The following is an 18,774-nucleotide window of genomic DNA, read 5'->3' as shown; positions in this document are numbered from 1 at the left end:
CTGAAGAAGTTGGGGATACAACTCCCCAATTCTTGATGAAAATCATGTTCAGCAGCACGTTTTATGCTTTGACTGGAACATGATTTTGTAATTGATGGAAATTAGAACTTAATCAGATGTTCCTTAATACAAACACAGGACTGAAAGCTCTATGAACACTTTTGCCGTCATCATTAAACAAAAAACCCAGCCAGGAAAACGCGACGAAGTGCGCGCTGTCTGGGAAAAACATATGGCCCCGGCTGTTGCAGCTAATCCTGGCCACCTGGCCTATTTCTATTGCTTTGACAATGCTGATCCGGACGTGATCTGTGCGTTTCAGCAATACAGCAGCGCAGAAGCCTCACAGGCATTTTTGCAGGCAGCCAGTTATGCTACTTATCTGGTCGATGTCGAATCTTTGTTATTTGGCCCGCCGCAGGTGACGGCGTTGACGCCGATGTGGGTGAAGAATCCCTGATTTTGACGATCGTATTAACATAGCTAGAGCTCATAATTTTAATCTGTACTTTAAGATGAAATATCGCCTTCCTCCAGGAGGTATATATTGAGACACCAAACAGACTTACCTCAAAAAATTAATTTGAATTCCAAGTGCATGAAGACATATAAACAGACCGTGGTTGCGCTGACAATGGCCGCATTATCAATTAGTGCAATGGCTGATGAATCTAAACCTGAAAAAAGCAGGACGCCTGCAAAATTCTATTTTATAGATAATGTTGGTCTTTATTTTGGTGTTATTGATGAAACGGTCAATGACTTTATTTCTGCTGCGGCGGATAAAAAAATAGAACGTTTGTTCATTAATTCCCAGGGAGGAGATGCACACTTCGGCATCCTCTTTGGACATTGGGTATACGACAATCAGATTGAGGTCGAAGTGCCTAGTTTGTGCATGTCCTCATGCGCAAACTATGTATTTACCGCAGCAAAAGCAAAAATAATCAGGCCTTCCGCATTGGTTATTTGGCATGGTAGTGCGGAGCAATGGACTATCAGGGAAATGAATAAAAAGTATGAGGACTATTTGGCGCTTTCTTTAGCTGGGAAAGCGTCCGCGGAGCAAATAGCGTATTTGGATAGTGATAAATTACGATATGAGGGTTCCAATCTATTATTGTCTGAACAGCGGCATTTTTTTAAGAAAATAAATGTGAATGAGTATATAACCAGGCTAGGGCATGAACCTGTCTTTTACAAACGGGTATGGGTTGCAACAGTCGGTGTAATGAATAAAATGAATATCCAGAATATTTCTGCACCAGCAGGATATGGGAATATTGATTACTTGCAAAAACATCACCCTGATCGAATGGAACTCTTGGTGTCGTTTGGCCTGGACACTCAGGGAGAAATAAAAAAACTGGATTAGCTGAAACTGAATGTCTTTTATGAGTTTAAAGCGATGTCAGACAGTTACTGAAGACACCGCTTTAACTTTAATAACAATTCCGATACTCTTTATCATCCGTCGCGACAATCGTCCTCAACAATCTTGCGCAGTTTCAGTGCAAACCTATTTCTCGCTGACGCGCTGCATTTTTATTTCTTGCCCACCCTGGCGCAAAACAACATTTTCTGCGAGCGGCCCTTGAGCATCAAATTCCAGGCTTGCATCAACGACGATGAGTTTAAATTTATTAACGTCTGTAGCCACAATCTCGGCACTGGGTTGACCTTTGGCCTGGACTTCCAGGCCGCCCTTGGCGGTGCGCCTGACATCGACACTGAACGCTGGGCTGGTATATGAACCGACGAGTCGTGCGAGCTGTGCTTCACTCAGTGTGGGGGCAGCAGCTTCTGCTGGCAGGTCACCCTGGCGTGTCCATAGCTCACTTGCCGAGCCGCCTTGCGGATAAAAGTTGAGTGCGGTGACTTTTCTTTGCCCGTCACGTACCAACTCCATCCAGTTGAGTGGATCTATGTCAAAGCCGAGGCGTTCTTGTGTCGCTGTGATGAGTGCCAGGTCTTTCCCGCCCTGGCGTCGCGAATAGAGTTTGCCATCCTGGAATTTGATGGTGCGTGTCACGCCATCTTTGGCGTAGATGCCTTGCGCATTTTTCATGCTTTCTTCGGTCCATTTTTCTCGTGCGAGAACAACAAAAGGGTCGCCTATGACTTGCGCTGCCATTTGCAACAGATAAGGGCCGGGTGGGCCCTCGAGGTTATTCAACTGTACGACCGTGGTGCCGCTTTCTGGTATATACGTCAGACCAGAAACGAAGCCATTAATGCCGCCGTTATGCCAAAAGGCAGAATGGCCGCGCACCTGATTATTCACTATGCCAAAACCATAGCGGCCTTTTACCGCAGTGCCTTGTGGCGTCGTCATTTGCTGATACGATGCTGCCGACAACAGGCGTCCGCCATGCAGGGCTTCGTTCCAGCGCCACAAGTCATTGACCGTGGAGATCAGCGCACCTGCACCTTGCGGTACGGTCATGCTGATAGGGCTGGCAGGGGCATAGCCACCCTGGGCATTTTTTTGGTAACCGCGCACCAGGCCAGGCCAGACTTGTTCCGGGTTTTCCCAACCAGTATCCTTGAGATTGAGTGGCTTGAAGATTAATTCGTCGAGGGCGAGATTCCAGCTTTTACCAGTAATTTTTTCGATCACGGAACTCAACAGGATATAACCAGAATTGGAGTATTTCCATGACGTGCCTGGGGCAAAGTCTGCTGGTAAGGCGCTGATCGATTTGACCAAGTCTTTGCTATTGGTGTCTATCCTTTGCGTGGTCTCTGCAAATTTTGGCGTGCTGGTGAGTTCGCCTACGCCAGCGGTGTGATTGAGTAACTGCAGCAAGGTGATTTTGCTGCCATCAGGAAAATCGCTCAGGTATTTGGATAAGGGATCGTCCAGCCTGGCTTTGCCTTGATCTACCAATTTTAATAGTGCAACGGCGGTGAACTGCTTGGTGATGGAACCTATCCGGAATTTTTGCTCAGGCTTTAATGCCAAGCCTAATTCGATATCAGCCATGCCGCGTGCCGAAGTACAAATCAGCTCGCCTTTGCGCGCTGCAAGTACCACGGTGCCAGGTCCTGCATCAGACACTCCTTGCAGGATGGCATCACATTGCCCTGCAAGCGATTTTACGTCTGGCAATGCAGAGGTAGTCGCAGCCACCCCCGCATAGACACTGGAACCGGCAAGAGAAAAGGCAATCAGGCCAAGCAATGCGATGGATTTTGTTGTTGCACGGGATGGTACTGGCTGACGGTATGCACGCATGATGGGTGTCCGTGGTGGGGTTGATGGATAAACTACAGCATACTGAATTGCCAAGGTAATTCGCGCGGTTAAGCGACAGAACGCGGCATTGCAGTCATGGAATGCAATATATGCATGCTCAATTGATCATGGTGGGAGGAGGCGCATGGATAGGGGCTGAGTCTGCTGTCATGGTCACTCTCTGCAATGAGTGGCTTGCACGGCCTGTTCAGTGTTGCAATGGTGATGAGGGAGGTATCGATAGAGTTGATTCGTCGGCAAAAATATGGCTGGGTGTGATTTATAGTTTGTTAGTGATAAATATAAAATATCATCTTAAAGTGATATATTGATATTATTACTTTTGAGTGATAAATTGAATAATGTCCAAAGGTGCTCATTGCTTCTTATCCGGACATGTAAAAGCAATGCAGAGATAGGGGAATCATGGATTACAGAATCAGCCTGGCAACGCAGCTTAGTAGTCATCTCAAGTCTTTGCGCAGTCAACAGGGCTTGTCACAGGCTGCTCTCGGAAAAATGCTGGGCGTGGGGCAAGTCAGGATCGCCAATATAGAAAATAATCCTGGGGCAGTAAGCGTGGATCAAATGCTGAGCATCTTGCATTTGCTTGGCTGCAGTTTGTCTATCTACCAGCGTCAGGATGATGAAACTGCTACAGGCAAACCCGATAACGACACTACGCCGGATTGGTAATCATGAGCAAATCTCGTATTCATCAATCACTCAATGTCTGGATGAACGGCTTGCTGGTTGGCGTGTGGAGTTGGGATCGCACTGACACACATCAATTTGAGTATGCAGAAAGCTGGATTAAATCGGCGGCGGCTCGTCCCCTGTCACTCTCATTACCTATTACCGCAGGCAAGAGCATCTTGCGTGGCAAGGCTGTAAAAAACTTCTTTGACAATCTCTTACCTGACAATAAAAAGATCAGGCAGCGCATAAGTCATCGCTATCAACTTGTGTCTACAAATGTGCCTGACTTGCTGGGAGCATTGGGTCGTGATTGCATAGGTGCCATACAAATTTTACCGTTGAATATAAAACCTGAGGGCTTCGATAAAATTACCGCGACCAGGCTGACAGATGGTGAAGTCGAAAAATTATTGTTGAATGTGACCAGTGATGAAGATGACGCCGATTTCATCGACGACTTCCGTATTTCGCTGGCAGGGGCGCAAGAGAAAACTGCTTTGCTCTGGTATCAGAACCAATGGCATGTACCACACGGTATGACACCGACGACACATATCCTTAAATTACCTTTGGGTTTGATTGGTGGCATGCGTGTCGATATGTCTGGGTCCATAGAAAACGAATGGCTGTGCATGCGTATCATGGCAGCACTGGGATTTGACGTAGCCAAGACTGAGATTGCGCAATTTGGCACACAAAAAGTTTTGGTGGTTGAGCGTTTTGACAGAAAGTGGATGGGGCACTGGATAGCCAGGTTGCCACAAGAAGATTTCTGCCAAGCCAGCGGCGTTGCGCCAGACAATAAATATGAAGCTGACGGCGGGCCTGGCATGGCGCAGTGTCTGCACATATTGGAGGGCAGTGTCAGCGCAGCCAAAGATAAACTGAATTTTGTATTGGTGAACCTGGCATTCTGGTTGCTGGCAGCGACTGATGGTCATGCCAAAAACTTCTCAATTTCTTTGCTTACTGGTGGCGATTACCGCATGACACCCATGTACGATATTTTGTCAGCATGGCCAGTGATAGGGCGTGGTGCAAATCAATTGCAGGAAAAGAAAATCAAGATGGCCATGGCTTTGAGATCAAAGAATGCGCACTTCAAAATGAGTGAGATGCATGTACGGCATTGGCAGGGACTGGCCGCGCAGACTGGTGTTGTGGATGGTTTTGCGCAGATGCAACGACTGGTTCAACATGTACCAGATGCCTTGGCGCAGGTTGAGCACGAATTGCCAGTACATTTTCCTGAGCAGATATGGAGCAGTATCAGGGATGGGATGCTCAGGCAGCAGCAACGTTTTTTGTCTGAAATGGAAGACAAGTCTTCATGAGTAACCTGAGGTAAATGAAATGGGATACTGGATAGGTATTGGCGACAAATCAATTTGGCAGCCAAGTTTGACGATAGGAAAACTGTTTATTGCCCAAATCAGGGTAATGGAAAATGTACTGAAACTGGAGAGCGGATTTGTAGAACAAGCCTCGGACATGTTCGATATACACGAAGATCAATTGAATGTATTTATCGCGAAATTATGTGAATTTCAAACTGAGAGTCGCCATGTTGTTCTTAAAAGTCAGCTTTTGCCGACGCTAGCGATCATGATTGAGTTATTCAAGAGAGTAAATTCCGGCAACTTTGAAAAGCTTTTAGTTTCAGAGGAATTACTGGCAATTTCTGCCGAGGTGAGCAAGTCCATGCCAAGTTGAGCGTGCCATTTCACGATGGAGATTCGTGAGCAGCTTGATCTTGCTATCGGTTTTTATGAGGTTGTTTTTTATGAGGTTGTTTTTTATGAGGCTGTTTTTTATGAGGCTGTTTATCAGGTTATATAAGATGAAAAAAATATACAATCAAATCCACCGCCTAATGGTTGTCTGCCTGTTTTCTGGAACTAGTCTTTTTGCCACTGCCACTGCCACTGCCACTGAAGCCGATGTCGAAAATCGCTTTCAAAGCCTGTCTCTCATTAATCTGATCGCGACACCTGAACGTTACGATGGAAAACTTGTCTTGGTGACTGGCTATGTGACTGTTGGCAGGGAAAATATGTCCATATGTTTGACAAAGGTCAGAAATTCCAGCAAGGATTGCCTTTGGCTAAATGTCGATTCCGGGCCGTATGAAACGGAGGATGACAGGAAGCGAATCGATAAAAAATATAAGTTACTCTATAAATTTAACGGCAAGGTGGCAACTATAGAGGCATTTTTTGACCAGAGCGATACGGGCCATTTTGGCATGTGGTCAGGTGCACTGAGAGATTTTGTCCGTATTTATGATTTCAAAAATAAATATTATGTTTTTGACGATAAGACTGTACCCAAATAGTTGATTGAGCTGTTGAATGCTACATTGCGACGAGCGAGTTGATTAGTAAAATAGGCATCAGAAATACTTTCCTGCCTCTTGGACGGCGCTGACAGTGATTTTATGGGCTCTGAAGCGGTAAATAAGTAACTTGCGAATAATGAGTAAGTTCGAAGCTGTCGTCCGTAGCTTTGCTGTTCGCATGGATCAGGATGTGCTCACCTGGTTTGATGAATTAAAAAATGCGCATGCCGCCTGGGCCAACACAACCGGAATGGTAACTGAAGGCACTGCCAATCAGTTTGAATTCATCAGGAATGTGCTGAGTGCCCATGTCTTTGACTTTGCTTGCCGTAAGCTCAAATCTGACTTCTGTTTTGCAGTTGTCTGACGCCAGGGTTTTTGAGCTTACAGAGATTACTTGAGCCTCAAATTTGAATGGCATGGCATCAAGCACAGCGGCTTTAAGCGGAGGCACTTCAGCGCGACTTGCAGACGTAAACAAGGCGAGACAGCATATGGAAAATATCGCTATGACGCTGCGGACAAGTATGACGTGGGATAAGGCTCATTGCATAAATTTGGCTGTTGATCAGCATTGTTTTCCGGTTCAGGCACATCAACAGCATAGCTGTAATGTGAGCATGACAGAAAAAATATACCATGTATTAAGTCGCATTGATATCGTGGAATGGGACGTTTTTACCAAGGTATCAGGTATTCCGCGTGTGGATGAAGGGATCGCAGATGAGGTTTTCTGAAGTTGAACGGCTATTACTCACTCATCAGATGGCGATTGCACCGCTTGCAGGAACGGCTTTAGCCGCGAGGATAGGGGCAATTGCTGACTTGCGGGATTTTGGCGTTACGGTAAAGCTTGTTCGCGGCTGAAGCTGCTCCTACATGATGGTGGGCTTTGCGCTTCAATGCAGGCGGGCGCCTCTCATCAAAAGCTGAGATGCGCCCGGGCTTTATTTCAAACTGCCTGGTCTGTCTTTATCAGCAGCAGTCCTGATGCTCTTCATCATCTGCCGCCACGGTTGCCCTTAGCAACTTGGCTGCCTGCACCATGTTTTCCAGCGCAGCTATCGTCTCTGGCCAGTCGCGGGTTTTGAGGCCGCAGTCGGGGTTGACCCAGAGTCGGGCATCGGGGAGTACGCTGCGGGCTTTTTGCAGTAGCCTTTGCATTTCTTTGACCTTGGGTACGCGTGGTGAGTGGATGTCATACACGCCTGGGCCGATGTCATTCGGGTAGGCGAATTCGCCGAAGCCGTCGAGTAATTCCATGTCCGAGCGTGAGGTTTCTATGGTGATGACGTCAGCATCCATGGCGGCTATCCATGGCAGGATGTCGTTGAATTCTGAATAGCACATGTGGGTATGGATTTGCGTATCGTCCCTGACGGCGGCTGAACTCAGCTTGAAGGCACGCACAGCCCAGTCGAGATAGGCGGACCAGTCTTGCTGTTTCAGCGGCAGGCCCTCGCGGAAGGCTGGTTCGTCTATCTGTATCATGCCTATGCCAGCTTTTTCGAGGTCGGCAACTTCATCACGCAGGGCCAGGGCGATTTGCAGGGCGGTGGTGGAGCGTGGCTGGTCGTCGCGCACGAAGGACCATTGCAGCATGGTGACGGGGCCGGTCAGCATGCCTTTCATGGTTTTGGCAGTCAGGCTTTGGGCGTATTCGCTCCAGCTGACTGTCATGGCTTCCGGGCGATAGACATCACCATAGATGAAGGGCGGTTTGACGCAGCGTGAGCCATAGCTTTGTACCCAGCCGTTCAGGGTGAAGCCATAGCCCCAGAGTTGTTCGCCGAAATATTCAACCATGTCATTGCGCTCTGGTTCGCCATGCACCAGTACGTCGATGTCGAGCTTTTCTTGTTGCTCAACGACCAGGCGGATTTCTGCGCGCATGGCTTCGAGGTATTCGAGATGCGACAAGTCACCACGTTTATACGCTGCGCGGGCCTGGCGTATGGTCTTGGTTTGCGGGAAGGACCCTATGCTGGTGGTTGGGAACAGGGGCAGCGCAAAACGCTTTTGCTGTTCGCTGATGCGACCTGCAAAAGCATTATGGCGGGTGACATCCTGTTCTGTAACCGAGGCCAGGCGTTTTTGTACGATGGGGTTGTGGATGCGTACTGAGGTGCGGCGGCTGGTGACAGCCTGCTCTGCAGCCTTGAATTGCTGGGCGACGCTGGCAGCATTGCCATTCAGGGCTTGCTTGAGGGCGACGATTTCATCAAGTTTTTGGGTGGCAAAAGCCAGCCAGCTCAGGGTTTCTGCATCGAGTGCTGTCTCCGCTGCGAGATCCACCGGTACGTGCAGAAGGGAGCAGCTTGCGGCCAGCCACAAGTTGTCGCCCAATTGGGCGTGGGCGGTTTGCAGGCTGGCCAGCAAGCCTGTCAGGTCTGCCCGCCAGATATTGCGACCATCGATGACCCCGGCGGACAATACGCGGTCTTGCGGCCAGTTGGCCAGCAGGACAGACAGTTGCTGAGGAGCGCGTACCAGGTCCAGGTGAATGCCAGCGACAGGCAGGGCATGCAAGAGGGCGGCGCGTTCCTGCACTGATTCAAAGTAAGTCGATAGCAGCAACTTGGGTGTGTTTTGTGCGAGGGCATTGTAGGCCAGCACAAAGGCATCCAGCCAGGCATTGTCGAGGTCCAGTGCCAGGATAGGTTCATCTATCTGCACCCATTCAACGCCTTGCTCTTGCAGGCGTGCCAGCAGGCGCTGGTAGGCGGGGATGATTTTGGGTAGCAAATCGAGTTTAATATCCAGGCCATTTTTGATCTTGCCAAGGTAGAGCAGGGTCAGGGGGCCAACCAGGGTGGCTTTGGCTTTGTGGCCCAGGGACTGGGCTTGTGCCAGTTCTTCAAACAGCCAGTCTGTGCCACCATCAAAGCTGGTGTCGGCTGTCCACTCTGGTACGAGATAATGGTAGTTGGTGTCAAACCATTTGGTCATTTCCATCGCAAAGTGCTGGGGATTACCACGGGCGGCGACGTAGTAGTCTGCCAGGCTCAGTTTTTTTGCATCAAAGCCAAAGCGCGTAGGCAGGGCGCCCAGCAAGGCCAGGGTGTTCAAGACCTGGTCATACCAGGCAAAGTCACCAACGCTGACAAAATCGAGGCCAGCCTGCTTTTGCAAAGCCCAATGGCGGGCGCGCAAATCGGCACCGGTTTCATGCAGGGTGGCTTCGGTGATATCGCCGCGCCAGAAGGATTCTTGTGCGAATTTCAATTCTCTTTGGGCGCCGATGCGGGGGAAGCCCAGGGTGTGTGCTGTTGTCATTTCATTTCTCCTATCGTGGGAGGACTTATGCAAAACCGCCCCAGCTGCGTTGCAGCTCCTAGCCGTACTAAAGTACTGTCTTCGTCGCTGCGGTGTAGTCGGGGTTTCAGACAATATATTGTCTGCCGACGAAACGGACATCCCTTGCAAGGGATGTTTCCTAAAGGCGTTAGCCTTGCTGGGACAATTTTGCAAAAGTCCTATGGGTGCTAGCATGATGGGTTAGAATTGACTATGATTCAAACGACATATTTTAAGAATCATCTTGAATTTTATTCATAATGGGGCCTGCAAGGCTCAGCGATCATGCAATCCATATTAGAGCTACGCCACCTGAAAACCCTGCATGCCCTGCGCGAGTCTGGTAATTTATTGCGTGCGGCGGTTCTGTTGAATGTCACGCAATCAGCGCTGTCGCACCAGATCAAGTTGCTGGAAGAACATCACGGCACACCCTTGTTCGAGCGCAAGACCACACCTATACGCTTCACGCCTGCGGGTGAGCGCCTGCTGCAGCTGGCAGACAGTGTCCTGCCGCAGGTGGCCAATTGCGAGCGCGACCTGGCACGCATGGCCCAAGGTGTGGCGGGGCAATTGCGCATAGCGGTTGAATGCCATACCTGCTTTGACTGGCTCATGCCCGCGATGGATCTGTTCCGCCAGCGCTGGCCTGAGGTGGAGCTGGATATCGTCTCGGGTTTCCAGGCAGACCCTGTAGGGCTGTTATACAGTCACAAGGCGGATGTGGCCATCGTGTCAGAAATGGATGCCGATGAGAGCGTGGCTTATCACCCCTTGTTCCGCTTCGAGATCATTGCCTTGATCGCCAAAGACCATGCGCTGGCAACGCGCGATTATCTGGTGGCGCAAGATTTTGCGACGGATACCCTGATTACCTACCCCGTGCCGGATGAAATGCTGGACGTGGTACGCCAGGTCTTGAAGCCCGCCGGGATAGATACCACACGCCGCACGACAGAGCTGACAGTCGCCATGCTGCAACTGGTCGCCAGCAAGCGCGGCATTGCCACCCTGCCGGTGTGGGCCGCGCAAAATTATGTGAACCGCGATTATGTACTGCCCAAGCGCATTACCGCGGATGGTTTGACAGGCAGACTGTATGCAGCCTGCCTGCCGGATTTGTCTGCCAAGGCGTATCTCAGTGATTTTGTGACGACGATACGGGAGAGTAGTTATTTGAATTTGCAGAGTATAGAGTTGATTTGAGTGCATTGTTGATAGGCAGGTCTGGCTATTTGTAGGAGCGGCTCTAGCCGCGAGCACTTTGCTGCACAGGCTATGACGCAGCACTAGCTTTGTCGCATTTGCTATTAGCAGCAAAGCTGCGCATAACCGGACAGATTTGTTTTGTGTGAGGTCACGGTCATTTTTCACATTGCCGCTAGAGCCACTTGTACACCAAGGAGTTTTTGCTTCAGACACAAGGCATGGCGCTGGAATTAATAAGCTGGCATACTCCGCCTGGCTATGTTGATAGCCAAAAAAACATGACTTTTCAATCAGTGCATTCATGCCTCTTTACTCTCTCATCTTAATGAACACGATCATTCGCAAATTTGTTTTATTTTTTTTCATTCTCGCACTTGGTGGGTGTGGGCACCTTCCTTATGTTTCCAAGAGCAGTCTAAAGCCCTCTATACCAGGCCGTCCATCTATTGAGTTGGATAAAGACGTCAGTTTACAAACACGTCTGGGCTGGAATACTGGTTTGGCTGTTGGTGTAACAAAAGGAGTGTACGTGCCGGTCTTTGAGGCGGAAGGTGGGGTTTATTATCGTGGTCCTGACGATTGCGTGGTGCTGATCAATACGAAGGACAATAAGATTGTGGATACGCGTGATGGTGGATTTTGGTTGCCACGCGATCCTGCATCAAAGTCTTTATCAAAAATTTATTCTCATGAATTTTCGGGCAGCCGCTATCGTTCGCCTGCCAGTGGATCATCAGGTGACATTTCAACAGTTGCGACACAAATTGCCTTGAGCAATCCTAACGGTGCCTCTCCAGTTGCAGCAGGAGCCACTGGTGGTATTGTCGGTGGTGTTTTGGGCGCAATGATAGAAAACGCAAAAAAAGAAAAAGCGATGGTTCTTATGACGGATATCTTTCCGACCGAGCTTTTGAGAGGCGCGATTAAAAAGAACTGACCTGTGATCAATAAGGCGTTGAAAAATGCCATAGGCTAGATGTTTTTGGTAGGAGCGGCTTTAGCCGCGAACACTTTGCTGCATGAGTCGTGTACAGTGCTGGCCATTGCCGCACTTGCTGTTCGCGGCTGAAGCCGCTCCTACAGAGGATTGCGCTGGTTTTATTGACTGGCCATTTCTGTGTGTGCGGCTTCATCTTCCGAGAATTTTTCCAGCCCGCGTGCCAGTGATGAGACGCTGGGGTTTTCTACGAAGACGCAGCGTTTGCCGGTGCGTTTGCAGAAATCCTTGACGCGCCAGTAGGCGGTGTGGCTGATGCAGCCGGTCTGGCAGATGACGAGGTCGGCGGCGGCCAGGCTAGCGTCGAGCAGGCTCTGGTTGTCTTCGAGGCCACCGTCATGGTGGGCGAAGCGGCCGCCTATGCGCTCTATGAGGTCGCGATAGGTGGGGACATTGCCGCTGCGGCCACCTACGCACAAGACTGTTTTTTGCTTCAGGTGCAGGGCGATGGGGTAGACTTTTTCTTCTGGTTGTTGCCTGCTTTGTTCTGCTGCCTGCTCTTGTATGTCGGCGGCGGCTTTGCTGGCTTCTGCGAGTTTTTGTTTTAGCTCGCGTACCTGGTTTTCTGTTTCGGTTTGGCGCTCCGCCATCTGCTCGATTTTCTTGAGCAGGCGCTGGCGGGTTTCCAGTTCGGGGATTTCTGCTTTCAGCGCGGTGATGTCACAACTGAGGAAATGGATGCTGCTGTCCTTGCCTATGCTTTCTGCGCGCAGTTGTATCAACTGGGTATTTTGTTTTTCTATCTCGCGGGTTTTCTCAGCCAGGGCGCGGTTATGTCTTTCCTGCACGCGGCCCAGTTCGCGGGTCAGCAATTTGTTTTGTTCGACGAGTGCATTGAAGCGAGCGATATCTATGCGCACGCTGGCACCAGCCTGGTGTTGCAGCATGTGCATGTCGCGGCATAAGCCGTCTTGCAAATCGGCGTCGCAACGCGGGTGTGTCAGTGCGGCCCAGAACGCTCCGGCAACATCACCTTTGTCGATGGCGGCCAGCCACAGGCGGGTGACGGCTTCTACTGTTTTTGCTGCGCGGAATTCCTGTATGGTGCGGGCATAGCGCTGTTCCAGCTCTTGCTGTATGGCTTCTGAGAGGCGATTGCGGCGGCCACATTCTGCAATCGCGCCGACATGGATTTCATAGTCTTCGGCAATGGCCTGGCCATTCATGGCTTTGTTGACGATGCGTCGCAAGGTCGTTAGTGGTATGCAGACACCGACGACGGGGCAATGGCATTCATGCGTCAAATCCCAGATGCGGCGACGGCGTGAACCTGCCGGTGTGGCTTCTGGTGTTAATGCAATACTATGTTTGTCATGTTCACACATACGGTACTCCTCTTGATGCTATTAGTGAGGACTTATGCAAAACAGCCCAAATGATATTGCAGACATTTCGTCGCGAACTGTGCGAGCTGATGAACGCCCACTGTCGCCATGCTGCAAGGATTTTGCATAAATCGGGTTAATGCATTTTTTTACCCGGTGCTATTTCAAAGCCGGTGACGTGAGGCGCTTCCGGGGTTTTTGGCAGGCGCGCATCATAGCTTTCTATGTTCAACTGCGCTTCTGCCAGCATATAGGCGAGGATACGGAAAGCCTCGACATCAAAGCGCAGGGACACATGGTTCAAAGACAGATGGACTACCCCGCATTCAGGGCAGATCATGACTTCGCCGACTTTGCTTGAGGCCAGACCGAGGTGCTGGCAAGCGTTGGCTGATGGCTGATGTTTCATGTGTTCCTCTGCGCTAGGCTTAAGTTGGGTTCTAAGTTGGATTCTAAGTTGAGCTTTTAGGTGCTTGAATACTCAGGCATGGATCGGGGCGGGCATGTGTCTTGACGACATGGCTGACGTCATAGATGGACGCAGTTGACGCAATAGACGCGCCTCCCGATTTGCTGTCATCTGTTTCTACATAGCCATGGATTTGCAGGTTGGCTTGCTGGCTGGCAGGCAGCCATACCGGCACACCCAGGTCACGCCTGACGTGGCCATTGCCAGCCAGCAGGACGACGCCGCGGTCGGCGTTTTCAGTGACGATCTTGGCCATTACGACGTCACGCGCGACTTGCGCCCTGACCATGCTGGGGACGATATTGTCTGGCATCTTGCCGCAATGGCCACTTTCCATGGCAGCACGCTGGCCATCGACTACCACGACAGGCAAAGGCTGGTCGAGCTTGTAGCTGGCGATGGTGTTCTTGTCGAGCACGGCTGCATAGCCTTCACGCATGACGCGGGCAGCATCGCTACGGGACAGGTTGGCTGCCAGCAGCGGCAGCTTGTAATCGATGGCGAGCTGGATCACGGGTCGATAATGCGGCCATTCCCAGCGCTTGTTGCCGACTTTGCTGATGATGCAGTCTGCATCAGTGCAAGTTGCCTGTGCCTGGGTGAGTTCTGCTTGGTTTTCGCGGTCGAACTGTTCCATGGCGATGGCGGGACGCCAGCCTGCGACAACCAGTTTTTGCAGGTCGGCATAGCGTTGGGCATGTCCATCTGGATTGTCGTGAACTTCGCCCAATAACAATATCTTGCTGCCACTGACTGGTTTTTCAGCCTGGGTCGCGCATGCTGATAAAAGGCTGGCGGTGATCACAGCGATGAGCAGGTTTGATTTACGCATTGTCTCAAGTATCCATATTCTGGCCTATGAACCACAGAACACCGCTAGGGTCTGTGAGTGTGAAGTCGCACATGCCATAAGGCTGTTCAACGACTGGGGTTAGGCGCACCTGGTATTTTTCTGCAATGCCGGATGAGACGATGAACTCGTGCCAGATGCCGACATCATCGACCAGGATATGCATCATGAAATTATTGGTGTGATCAGCGACATAGAACTCTTGCAGCATGAAGCTGCATTGTGCATATTTGAGATGGGCAATGCCATCTTCACTAAAGACGACTTCAAAGCCCAGGTCTTGATAAAAGGCCAGGGAAGTTTCAAAATTTTTGGCAGGCACAAAGGCCTTGATTTCTTGCATCTTTGGTTTTTGCATGATCTCTCTCATTCGACAATATTGTTTGCTATGCGCTTTTTCTGGCGCGGGATGAAGCGCGCAAGGGGGTGACCAGCAAATCACCTTCTTCATTGTGCATGCAAGTCAGAGCAATATTGTATAAGTCTTCCAGCGCTGGTACTGCTTCACGGTTGCTGGCGATATCGGCGACGAGCTGGCCATTCTTGACTAACAGCAGACGTTCGAACGCCTGCATCGCATGGTTGATGTCATGCAGGATGGCGACAATGGCATGCTGGCGTTCTGTCGCATATTCTTCAAGACTGGCGAGCAGGTCAAATTGCAGGCCGGGGTCGAGCGCTGCCAGCGGTTCATCGACGAGTATCAGGCCATCGCGCTGATCCCACAGCTGGGCAAAGATGCGCGCCAGTTGTATGCGTGCCTGTTCACCGCCAGAGAGACTGTCAAAGCGGCGGCCCAGCAAATGGGCTGCATGCGCCATGCCTGCGGCCTGCCTGACGATGTTGGACAGTTCAGGGTCATGTGCACGGCTGACGCGGCCCAGGCTGATGACCAGATCAGTCTCCAGACCAAAGGCCACGTCACTGTTTTGCGGCAGGACGGCACGCAGGCGGCTGAGTTCCATCAAGGACCAGCTTGCCAGCGGGCGTGACTGGAAAGCGATGTCGCCGCTTGTGGATTTCAATTCACGGGACAGCAGTTTCAGCAACGTGGATTTGCCTGCGCCGCTGGGGCCAAGGATGGCGACTTTTTCTGCCTTGGCTATGCTCAGGTTAAAAGGCCCAAAGTCTTTCTTTCCCAGCCTGGCGCAGACGGCGTCAAGCTGGAGCAAACCCTGTTGTGTGGTGGTTTTCATTAACATGATGCGTTTCTCATACATACGATTCAGGCTAAGCGACCACGTGCATTACGCAGCAGGATCAAAAAGAAAGGGCTGCCCAGCAGGGCGGTGAAAATACCCACTGGTACTTCAGTCGGGATGGCGATGCAGCGCGCCACGGTGTCGGCCAGCAGCAAGAGCAAACCACCCATGAGCATGGAGCGTGGTATCACCTGTCTTTGATCTGGCCCACCCATGGTGCGTACCAGATGCGGTGCAACCAGGCTGATGAAGCCTATCATGCCGCACCAGGCTACGGCAAACCCGGTCAGTACAGCGACCAGGACAATGACCTGGGTGCGCAGGCGGCGCACATCGATGCCGACATGGGCAGCCGCAGCTTCGCCCAGTGCCAGGGCATTCATGGCGCTGATCATGCGCCTGACCCACCACCAGGCTGGCAACAGCAATGCCAGTAACAAGCCAGCAGCCAGCCAGCTTGCGCCTGCCAGAGAACCCAGGGTCCAGAAACTCAGGTTGCGCAATTGCTCGTCAGTTGCCAGGTAAGTGCACAGACCCAACACGGCAGCACCCAGGGCATTGAGGGCAATACCTGTCAGCAGCAGGCCAACGATAGAGCCAGGTGAAATCCAGCGCGCCACACGATCAAGTGCAAAGCAAACCAGCAAGGCACCGCTGAACGCAGTGACCGGCAAAATCCACATACGCCAGGATATGGGGATAGGCAAGTGCATGCCTGACAGGACAACGATACTCAAACCCGCAGCAGCAGCAGCACCGGCAGTAATGCCCAGCAAATTGGGATCTGCCAGCGGATTGCGGAACAAGCCTTGTGTCAATGCGCCTGACATGCCGAGTGCTGCACCAACCAGCACGGCAAACAGGGCCCGTGGCAGGCGGATATTCCACAAGACATAGCTGCTACCTGTCAGCGTCTGGTCGTCGCTGAAGTCTAGCAGGGTCAGCCAGTCTTGCAATTTGACAGGCACTGCACCGAATTGCACACTCAGCAGCAAAGCGGCAAGCAGGGAGATACTCAGCACCAGCAGCAGGCCAGGCCTGCCGCCTTGCAAAAGCTTTGCCTGCAAACTTGGTGGCAATTCACCAGACACGGCTACCGAGGCTTTCATGCCTGCATGGCCCGGGTGATGGCGCTGTCAAGCTGGCTGATTGCCGATGGCAGGCGCGGCCCAAAGCCCAGCATGAGCATGGCTTCTTGTGACAGCACGCGGCGCTTGCGGCCTGCCGGTGTTTGTTCCACACCCGGCAATTTCAGCACAGACTCTATGCCGCCCGAGGCTTTGAGGCCCTGGTCAGTCACGAGGATGATGTCGGGCTGGGCAGCGATCATGGCTTCTGGTGTCAAAGGCTTGTAACCATTGAAACCGCTGCTGCCGTTGCCACCATTGGCCGTAGTCAGCGCATTGCTGGCACCTGCATATTCAAGCACGGCATGGGCAGCGGTTTCACGACCTGCCACCATGATCTGGTTAGGAGCATGAGCCAGGATGAATACGGCTTTGGGGCCTTTGCCCTTACGCTGCTCTATCGGTGTACGGACCCTGGTCCATTCCTGCTGCAGGCTTTGCATCAGGGTAGCTGCCTGGGCTTGTGTGCCAGTCAGTTCACCGATTTGCTTGATGCGGTCGAGCACGCCTTCAAACTTGTGATGCGCAGGCAAGACCGCCAGCGGGATGCCGGAGGATGTCAGCTGGCGTATCACGGCAGGCGGGCCTGCATCTTCGCTGGCGATGATTTGCGTTGGCGCCAGGGCCAGCACACCTTCTGCCGACAGGGCGCGGGCATAACCAACATTAGGCAGTTTTTGCACACCCTCAGGGAAGTTGGAGGTGGTATCAACGGCAACCAGGTCATTGCTGGCATTGAGGGCGAAGATGATCTCGGTGATTGCTCCGCCTACGCTGATGATGCGCTGTTTGCCTTTGCCAGTTGCGGCTAGTGCAAAGGATGGCAACAGGCTGGAACCAGCCAAGCCCGCCAAACCTGCCAGTTGCATCAAAGCCTGCCTGCGCAGGTGATTTGTTGTGCTTATGCTGCGCATGTCTGGCTTTCTGACAAGAGGTTGTCGATCAGTGCGCGCCATTCGCAGAGTTCTGGTTTGCCGGGTTTGCGTTCACCAAAGAACATGGCGATGGTTTCGCCATCGGCATCAAACAATTCCAGTGAAGTGACGAGGCCATCCGTGGTTGGTTTTTTGACGACCCATGCACTGGCGATATGGTCTTCACGCAGATGCAGGTTGAAGCGTGGGTCAAGCACATTCACCCATGGGCCCATTTTGGCAATCTTGCTGACCGGGCCGGAGTGGATTTGTATCATGCCGGCATTGCCGGTAAATACCATGATAGGCACGGCTTCGGCAGCGGCTGCCTGCAACAGGTCCTGGCAACTGCTGACATCAATTTGCTGGACAAACTGGGCATCAGCCACGCGCAATGCCTGGGTGCGTGTCACGGCAAATTTTTTCATGAGGCCAAAGAACTCATGAGTATCACGCAAAGATGCCCAGGCCTGACGGAAGCCAGTGACATCGATGTCTTTGTCAGCCAGTTCCAGCAGTTTTTCTGCGGCGTCTTTTGTTTGGATACCGGTTTGCTGTTCAACAGCGGCAAAGCTGGCGACCAGGGCTTCATATGCTTCTATATTGCTTTGTGGCTTAATGAAAATCTTGTGGATGGCAGTGCCGGTAGCATCATAGAATTGCAGGCTTTTTTGCTCGCTGGGCTCTTCGCCGCTTCCTGTTTGCTCTGTCACGGCAAAACCAAACGCCCATTGCTGATAAAAAATCCGTAAATCGATTTCACCAGCCAGCACCAAGCCGACATGGTGGTTGTGGCTGATTTTACTGTAGGTGCCCGTTTTTTCATGGACGCAGGAAGGATTGCGGGTCAGGGCCATGACTTCGCCCAGGCTTTCTACCGCGGCAATGATTTCTGGCCACTCTGCGCGCAGGCAGGTGGCACGCAGCAGGCAGTTGCTTTCTATGGCTGCTGTGCCTGCATGGGCGGCGATCAGCTCGCCTTCACTGATCTCCAGGGTTTCGGCGATGTCACGATGTCTGGCTTTTTTCTCGCGGCGCATGCTGGCGAATTCTTCACGTACTTTAGCATTTTGCTGCGGGTTCAAATGTTGGGCTGGCATGACGATTCC

At 51.6% G+C, this 18,774-nt stretch carries 20 protein-coding genes; 10 read left to right on the top strand and 10 right to left on the bottom strand.

The features are described from left to right. The first annotated feature begins 151 nt into the window (after positions 1 to 151). Together ACO0LL_RS26600 and ACO0LL_RS26595 are read left to right on the top strand one after the other, a co-directional pair. Positions 152 to 460, top strand: a complete 309-nt coding sequence (locus ACO0LL_RS26600) for a putative quinol monooxygenase (RefSeq protein ID WP_422953835.1) — start codon at positions 152 to 154, stop codon at positions 458 to 460. Positions 461 to 547: 87 nt separating this feature from the next. Then, positions 548 to 1,375: a hypothetical protein gene (locus ACO0LL_RS26595; RefSeq protein ID WP_422953834.1), complete on the top strand. Its 828-nt coding sequence runs from the start codon at positions 548 to 550 to the stop codon at positions 1,373 to 1,375. Positions 1,376 to 1,519: 144 nt separating this feature from the next. On the opposite strand, the gene ACO0LL_RS26590 is transcribed toward ACO0LL_RS26595, so the two are convergent. Beyond that, complete coding sequence (locus ACO0LL_RS26590) at positions 1,520 to 3,238, bottom strand: serine hydrolase domain-containing protein (protein WP_422953833.1); 1,719 nt, start codon at positions 3,236 to 3,238, stop codon at positions 1,520 to 1,522. Between the two features lie 426 nt (positions 3,239 to 3,664). On the opposite strand from ACO0LL_RS26590, the gene ACO0LL_RS26585 reads away from it, so the two are divergent. The 6 genes from ACO0LL_RS26585 (at position 3,665) to ACO0LL_RS26560 (ending at position 7,012) form a co-directional block, all read left to right on the top strand. Continuing rightward, positions 3,665 to 3,934 (top strand): helix-turn-helix domain-containing protein, encoded by a 270-nt coding sequence (locus ACO0LL_RS26585; RefSeq protein ID WP_422953832.1) that lies wholly within the window; start codon positions 3,665 to 3,667, stop codon positions 3,932 to 3,934. Between the two features lie 2 nt (positions 3,935 to 3,936). Next, positions 3,937 to 5,271, top strand: a complete 1,335-nt coding sequence (locus tag ACO0LL_RS26580; RefSeq protein ID WP_422953831.1) for a type II toxin-antitoxin system HipA family toxin — start codon at positions 3,937 to 3,939, stop codon at positions 5,269 to 5,271. A gap of 19 nt (positions 5,272 to 5,290) precedes the next feature. Continuing rightward, a complete protein-coding gene (locus ACO0LL_RS26575; RefSeq protein ID WP_422953830.1) occupies positions 5,291 to 5,650 on the top strand; it encodes a DUF6086 family protein in 360 nt (119 codons plus the stop codon). A gap of 127 nt (positions 5,651 to 5,777) precedes the next feature. Further along, positions 5,778 to 6,272 carry a hypothetical protein gene (locus tag ACO0LL_RS26570; protein WP_422953829.1) on the top strand — a complete coding sequence of 165 codons (495 nt, stop codon included), beginning with the start codon at positions 5,778 to 5,780 and terminating at the stop codon, positions 6,270 to 6,272. 139 nt (positions 6,273 to 6,411) lie between these two features. Beyond that, a complete protein-coding gene (locus ACO0LL_RS26565; protein ID WP_422953828.1) occupies positions 6,412 to 6,642 on the top strand; it encodes a hypothetical protein in 231 nt (76 codons plus the stop codon). Between the two features lie 127 nt (positions 6,643 to 6,769). Beyond that, positions 6,770 to 7,012, top strand: a complete 243-nt coding sequence (locus tag ACO0LL_RS26560; RefSeq protein ID WP_422953827.1) for a hypothetical protein — start codon at positions 6,770 to 6,772, stop codon at positions 7,010 to 7,012. A gap of 238 nt (positions 7,013 to 7,250) precedes the next feature. Here ACO0LL_RS26560 and metE read toward each other — a convergent pair whose 3' ends face one another. After that, positions 7,251 to 9,551: a 5-methyltetrahydropteroyltriglutamate--homocysteine S-methyltransferase gene (gene metE / locus ACO0LL_RS26555; protein ID WP_422953826.1), complete on the bottom strand. Its 2,301-nt coding sequence runs from the start codon at positions 9,549 to 9,551 to the stop codon at positions 7,251 to 7,253. 303 nt (positions 9,552 to 9,854) lie between these two features. Between metE and ACO0LL_RS26550 the strand changes: the two genes are divergently transcribed. Both ACO0LL_RS26550 and ACO0LL_RS26545 read left to right on the top strand, forming a co-directional pair. Continuing rightward, entirely contained in the window at positions 9,855 to 10,778 is a 924-nt protein-coding gene (locus ACO0LL_RS26550) for a LysR family transcriptional regulator (protein WP_174244994.1), read from the top strand. A 304-nt stretch (positions 10,779 to 11,082) separates the two neighbouring features. After that, a complete protein-coding gene (locus ACO0LL_RS26545; RefSeq protein WP_422953825.1) occupies positions 11,083 to 11,718 on the top strand; it encodes a hypothetical protein in 636 nt (211 codons plus the stop codon). Positions 11,719 to 11,879: 161 nt separating this feature from the next. Here the strand turns inward: ACO0LL_RS26545 and ACO0LL_RS26540 are convergent, their stop codons facing one another. The 8 genes from ACO0LL_RS26540 to ACO0LL_RS26505 form a co-directional block, all read right to left on the bottom strand. Next, positions 11,880 to 13,103, bottom strand: coding sequence for a DUF2325 domain-containing protein (locus tag ACO0LL_RS26540; RefSeq protein WP_422953824.1), 1,224 nt, complete (start codon positions 13,101 to 13,103; stop codon positions 11,880 to 11,882). 136 nt (positions 13,104 to 13,239) lie between these two features. Further along, positions 13,240 to 13,512, bottom strand: a complete 273-nt coding sequence (locus ACO0LL_RS26535) for a hypothetical protein (protein WP_422953823.1) — start codon at positions 13,510 to 13,512, stop codon at positions 13,240 to 13,242. Positions 13,513 to 13,555: 43 nt separating this feature from the next. After that, the gene (locus ACO0LL_RS26530) at positions 13,556 to 14,404 is read right to left on the bottom strand and encodes a ChaN family lipoprotein (RefSeq protein ID WP_422953822.1); all 849 of its coding nucleotides are present in this window, start codon (positions 14,402 to 14,404) and stop codon (positions 13,556 to 13,558) included. Positions 14,405 to 14,408: 4 nt separating this feature from the next. Next, complete coding sequence (locus ACO0LL_RS26525) at positions 14,409 to 14,780, bottom strand: VOC family protein (protein WP_422953820.1); 372 nt, start codon at positions 14,778 to 14,780, stop codon at positions 14,409 to 14,411. Positions 14,781 to 14,808: 28 nt separating this feature from the next. Further along, on the bottom strand, positions 14,809 to 15,624 hold the full coding sequence (locus tag ACO0LL_RS26520) for an ATP-binding cassette domain-containing protein (RefSeq protein ID WP_422953819.1): 816 nt from the start codon (positions 15,622 to 15,624) through the stop codon (positions 14,809 to 14,811). A 23-nt stretch (positions 15,625 to 15,647) separates the two neighbouring features. Continuing rightward, positions 15,648 to 16,733: a FecCD family ABC transporter permease gene (locus ACO0LL_RS26515; protein ID WP_422953818.1), complete on the bottom strand. Its 1,086-nt coding sequence runs from the start codon at positions 16,731 to 16,733 to the stop codon at positions 15,648 to 15,650. Next, complete coding sequence (locus tag ACO0LL_RS26510) at positions 16,730 to 17,665, bottom strand: heme/hemin ABC transporter substrate-binding protein (RefSeq protein ID WP_422953817.1); 936 nt, start codon at positions 17,663 to 17,665, stop codon at positions 16,730 to 16,732. The genes ACO0LL_RS26515 and ACO0LL_RS26510 overlap by 4 nt, the downstream gene beginning before the upstream one ends. Continuing rightward, on the bottom strand, positions 17,653 to 18,765 hold the full coding sequence (locus ACO0LL_RS26505) for a hemin-degrading factor (RefSeq protein WP_422953816.1): 1,113 nt from the start codon (positions 18,763 to 18,765) through the stop codon (positions 17,653 to 17,655). Before ACO0LL_RS26505 ends, ACO0LL_RS26510 begins: the two co-directional genes overlap by 13 nt. Between the last annotated feature and the right edge of the window lie 9 nt (positions 18,766 to 18,774).

The organism is Undibacterium sp. TC4M20W (assembly GCF_049340245.1).
Taxonomy (GTDB): domain Bacteria; phylum Pseudomonadota; class Gammaproteobacteria; order Burkholderiales; family Burkholderiaceae_D; genus Undibacterium.
Note: the sequence above shows the minus strand (reverse complement) of the source record. Positions and strands in the feature narration are given on the sequence as shown.

Excerpts from the sequence above, each read along its gene's own strand:
- ACO0LL_RS26535 (WP_422953823.1), bottom strand. The coding sequence starts at position 13,512 with ATGAAACATCAGCCATCAGCCAACGCTTGCCAGCACCTCGGTCTGGCC.
- ACO0LL_RS26570 (WP_422953829.1), top strand. The coding sequence starts at position 5,778 with ATGAAAAAAATATACAATCAAATCCACCGCCTAATGGTTGTCTGCCTG.
- ACO0LL_RS26505 (WP_422953816.1), bottom strand. The coding sequence starts at position 18,765 with ATGCCAGCCCAACATTTGAACCCGCAGCAAAATGCTAAAGTACGTGAA.
- ACO0LL_RS26580 (WP_422953831.1), top strand. The coding sequence starts at position 3,937 with ATGAGCAAATCTCGTATTCATCAATCACTCAATGTCTGGATGAACGGC.
- ACO0LL_RS26585 (WP_422953832.1), top strand. The coding sequence starts at position 3,665 with ATGGATTACAGAATCAGCCTGGCAACGCAGCTTAGTAGTCATCTCAAG.
- ACO0LL_RS26560 (WP_422953827.1), top strand. The coding sequence starts at position 6,770 with ATGGAAAATATCGCTATGACGCTGCGGACAAGTATGACGTGGGATAAG.
- ACO0LL_RS26600 (WP_422953835.1), top strand. The coding sequence starts at position 152 with ATGAACACTTTTGCCGTCATCATTAAACAAAAAACCCAGCCAGGAAAA.
- ACO0LL_RS26545 (WP_422953825.1), top strand. The coding sequence starts at position 11,083 with ATGCCTCTTTACTCTCTCATCTTAATGAACACGATCATTCGCAAATTT.
- ACO0LL_RS26565 (WP_422953828.1), top strand. The coding sequence starts at position 6,412 with ATGAGTAAGTTCGAAGCTGTCGTCCGTAGCTTTGCTGTTCGCATGGAT.
- ACO0LL_RS26520 (WP_422953819.1), bottom strand. The coding sequence starts at position 15,624 with ATGTTAATGAAAACCACCACACAACAGGGTTTGCTCCAGCTTGACGCC.
- ACO0LL_RS26575 (WP_422953830.1), top strand. The coding sequence starts at position 5,291 with ATGGGATACTGGATAGGTATTGGCGACAAATCAATTTGGCAGCCAAGT.
- ACO0LL_RS26540 (WP_422953824.1), bottom strand. The coding sequence starts at position 13,103 with ATGTGTGAACATGACAAACATAGTATTGCATTAACACCAGAAGCCACA.
- ACO0LL_RS26515 (WP_422953818.1), bottom strand. The coding sequence starts at position 16,733 with ATGAAAGCCTCGGTAGCCGTGTCTGGTGAATTGCCACCAAGTTTGCAG.
- ACO0LL_RS26510 (WP_422953817.1), bottom strand. The coding sequence starts at position 17,665 with ATGCGCAGCATAAGCACAACAAATCACCTGCGCAGGCAGGCTTTGATG.
- ACO0LL_RS26530 (WP_422953822.1), bottom strand. The coding sequence starts at position 14,404 with ATGCGTAAATCAAACCTGCTCATCGCTGTGATCACCGCCAGCCTTTTA.
- metE (WP_422953826.1), bottom strand. The coding sequence starts at position 9,551 with ATGACAACAGCACACACCCTGGGCTTCCCCCGCATCGGCGCCCAAAGA.
- ACO0LL_RS26525 (WP_422953820.1), bottom strand. The coding sequence starts at position 14,780 with ATGCAAAAACCAAAGATGCAAGAAATCAAGGCCTTTGTGCCTGCCAAA.
- ACO0LL_RS26590 (WP_422953833.1), bottom strand. The coding sequence starts at position 3,238 with ATGCGTGCATACCGTCAGCCAGTACCATCCCGTGCAACAACAAAATCC.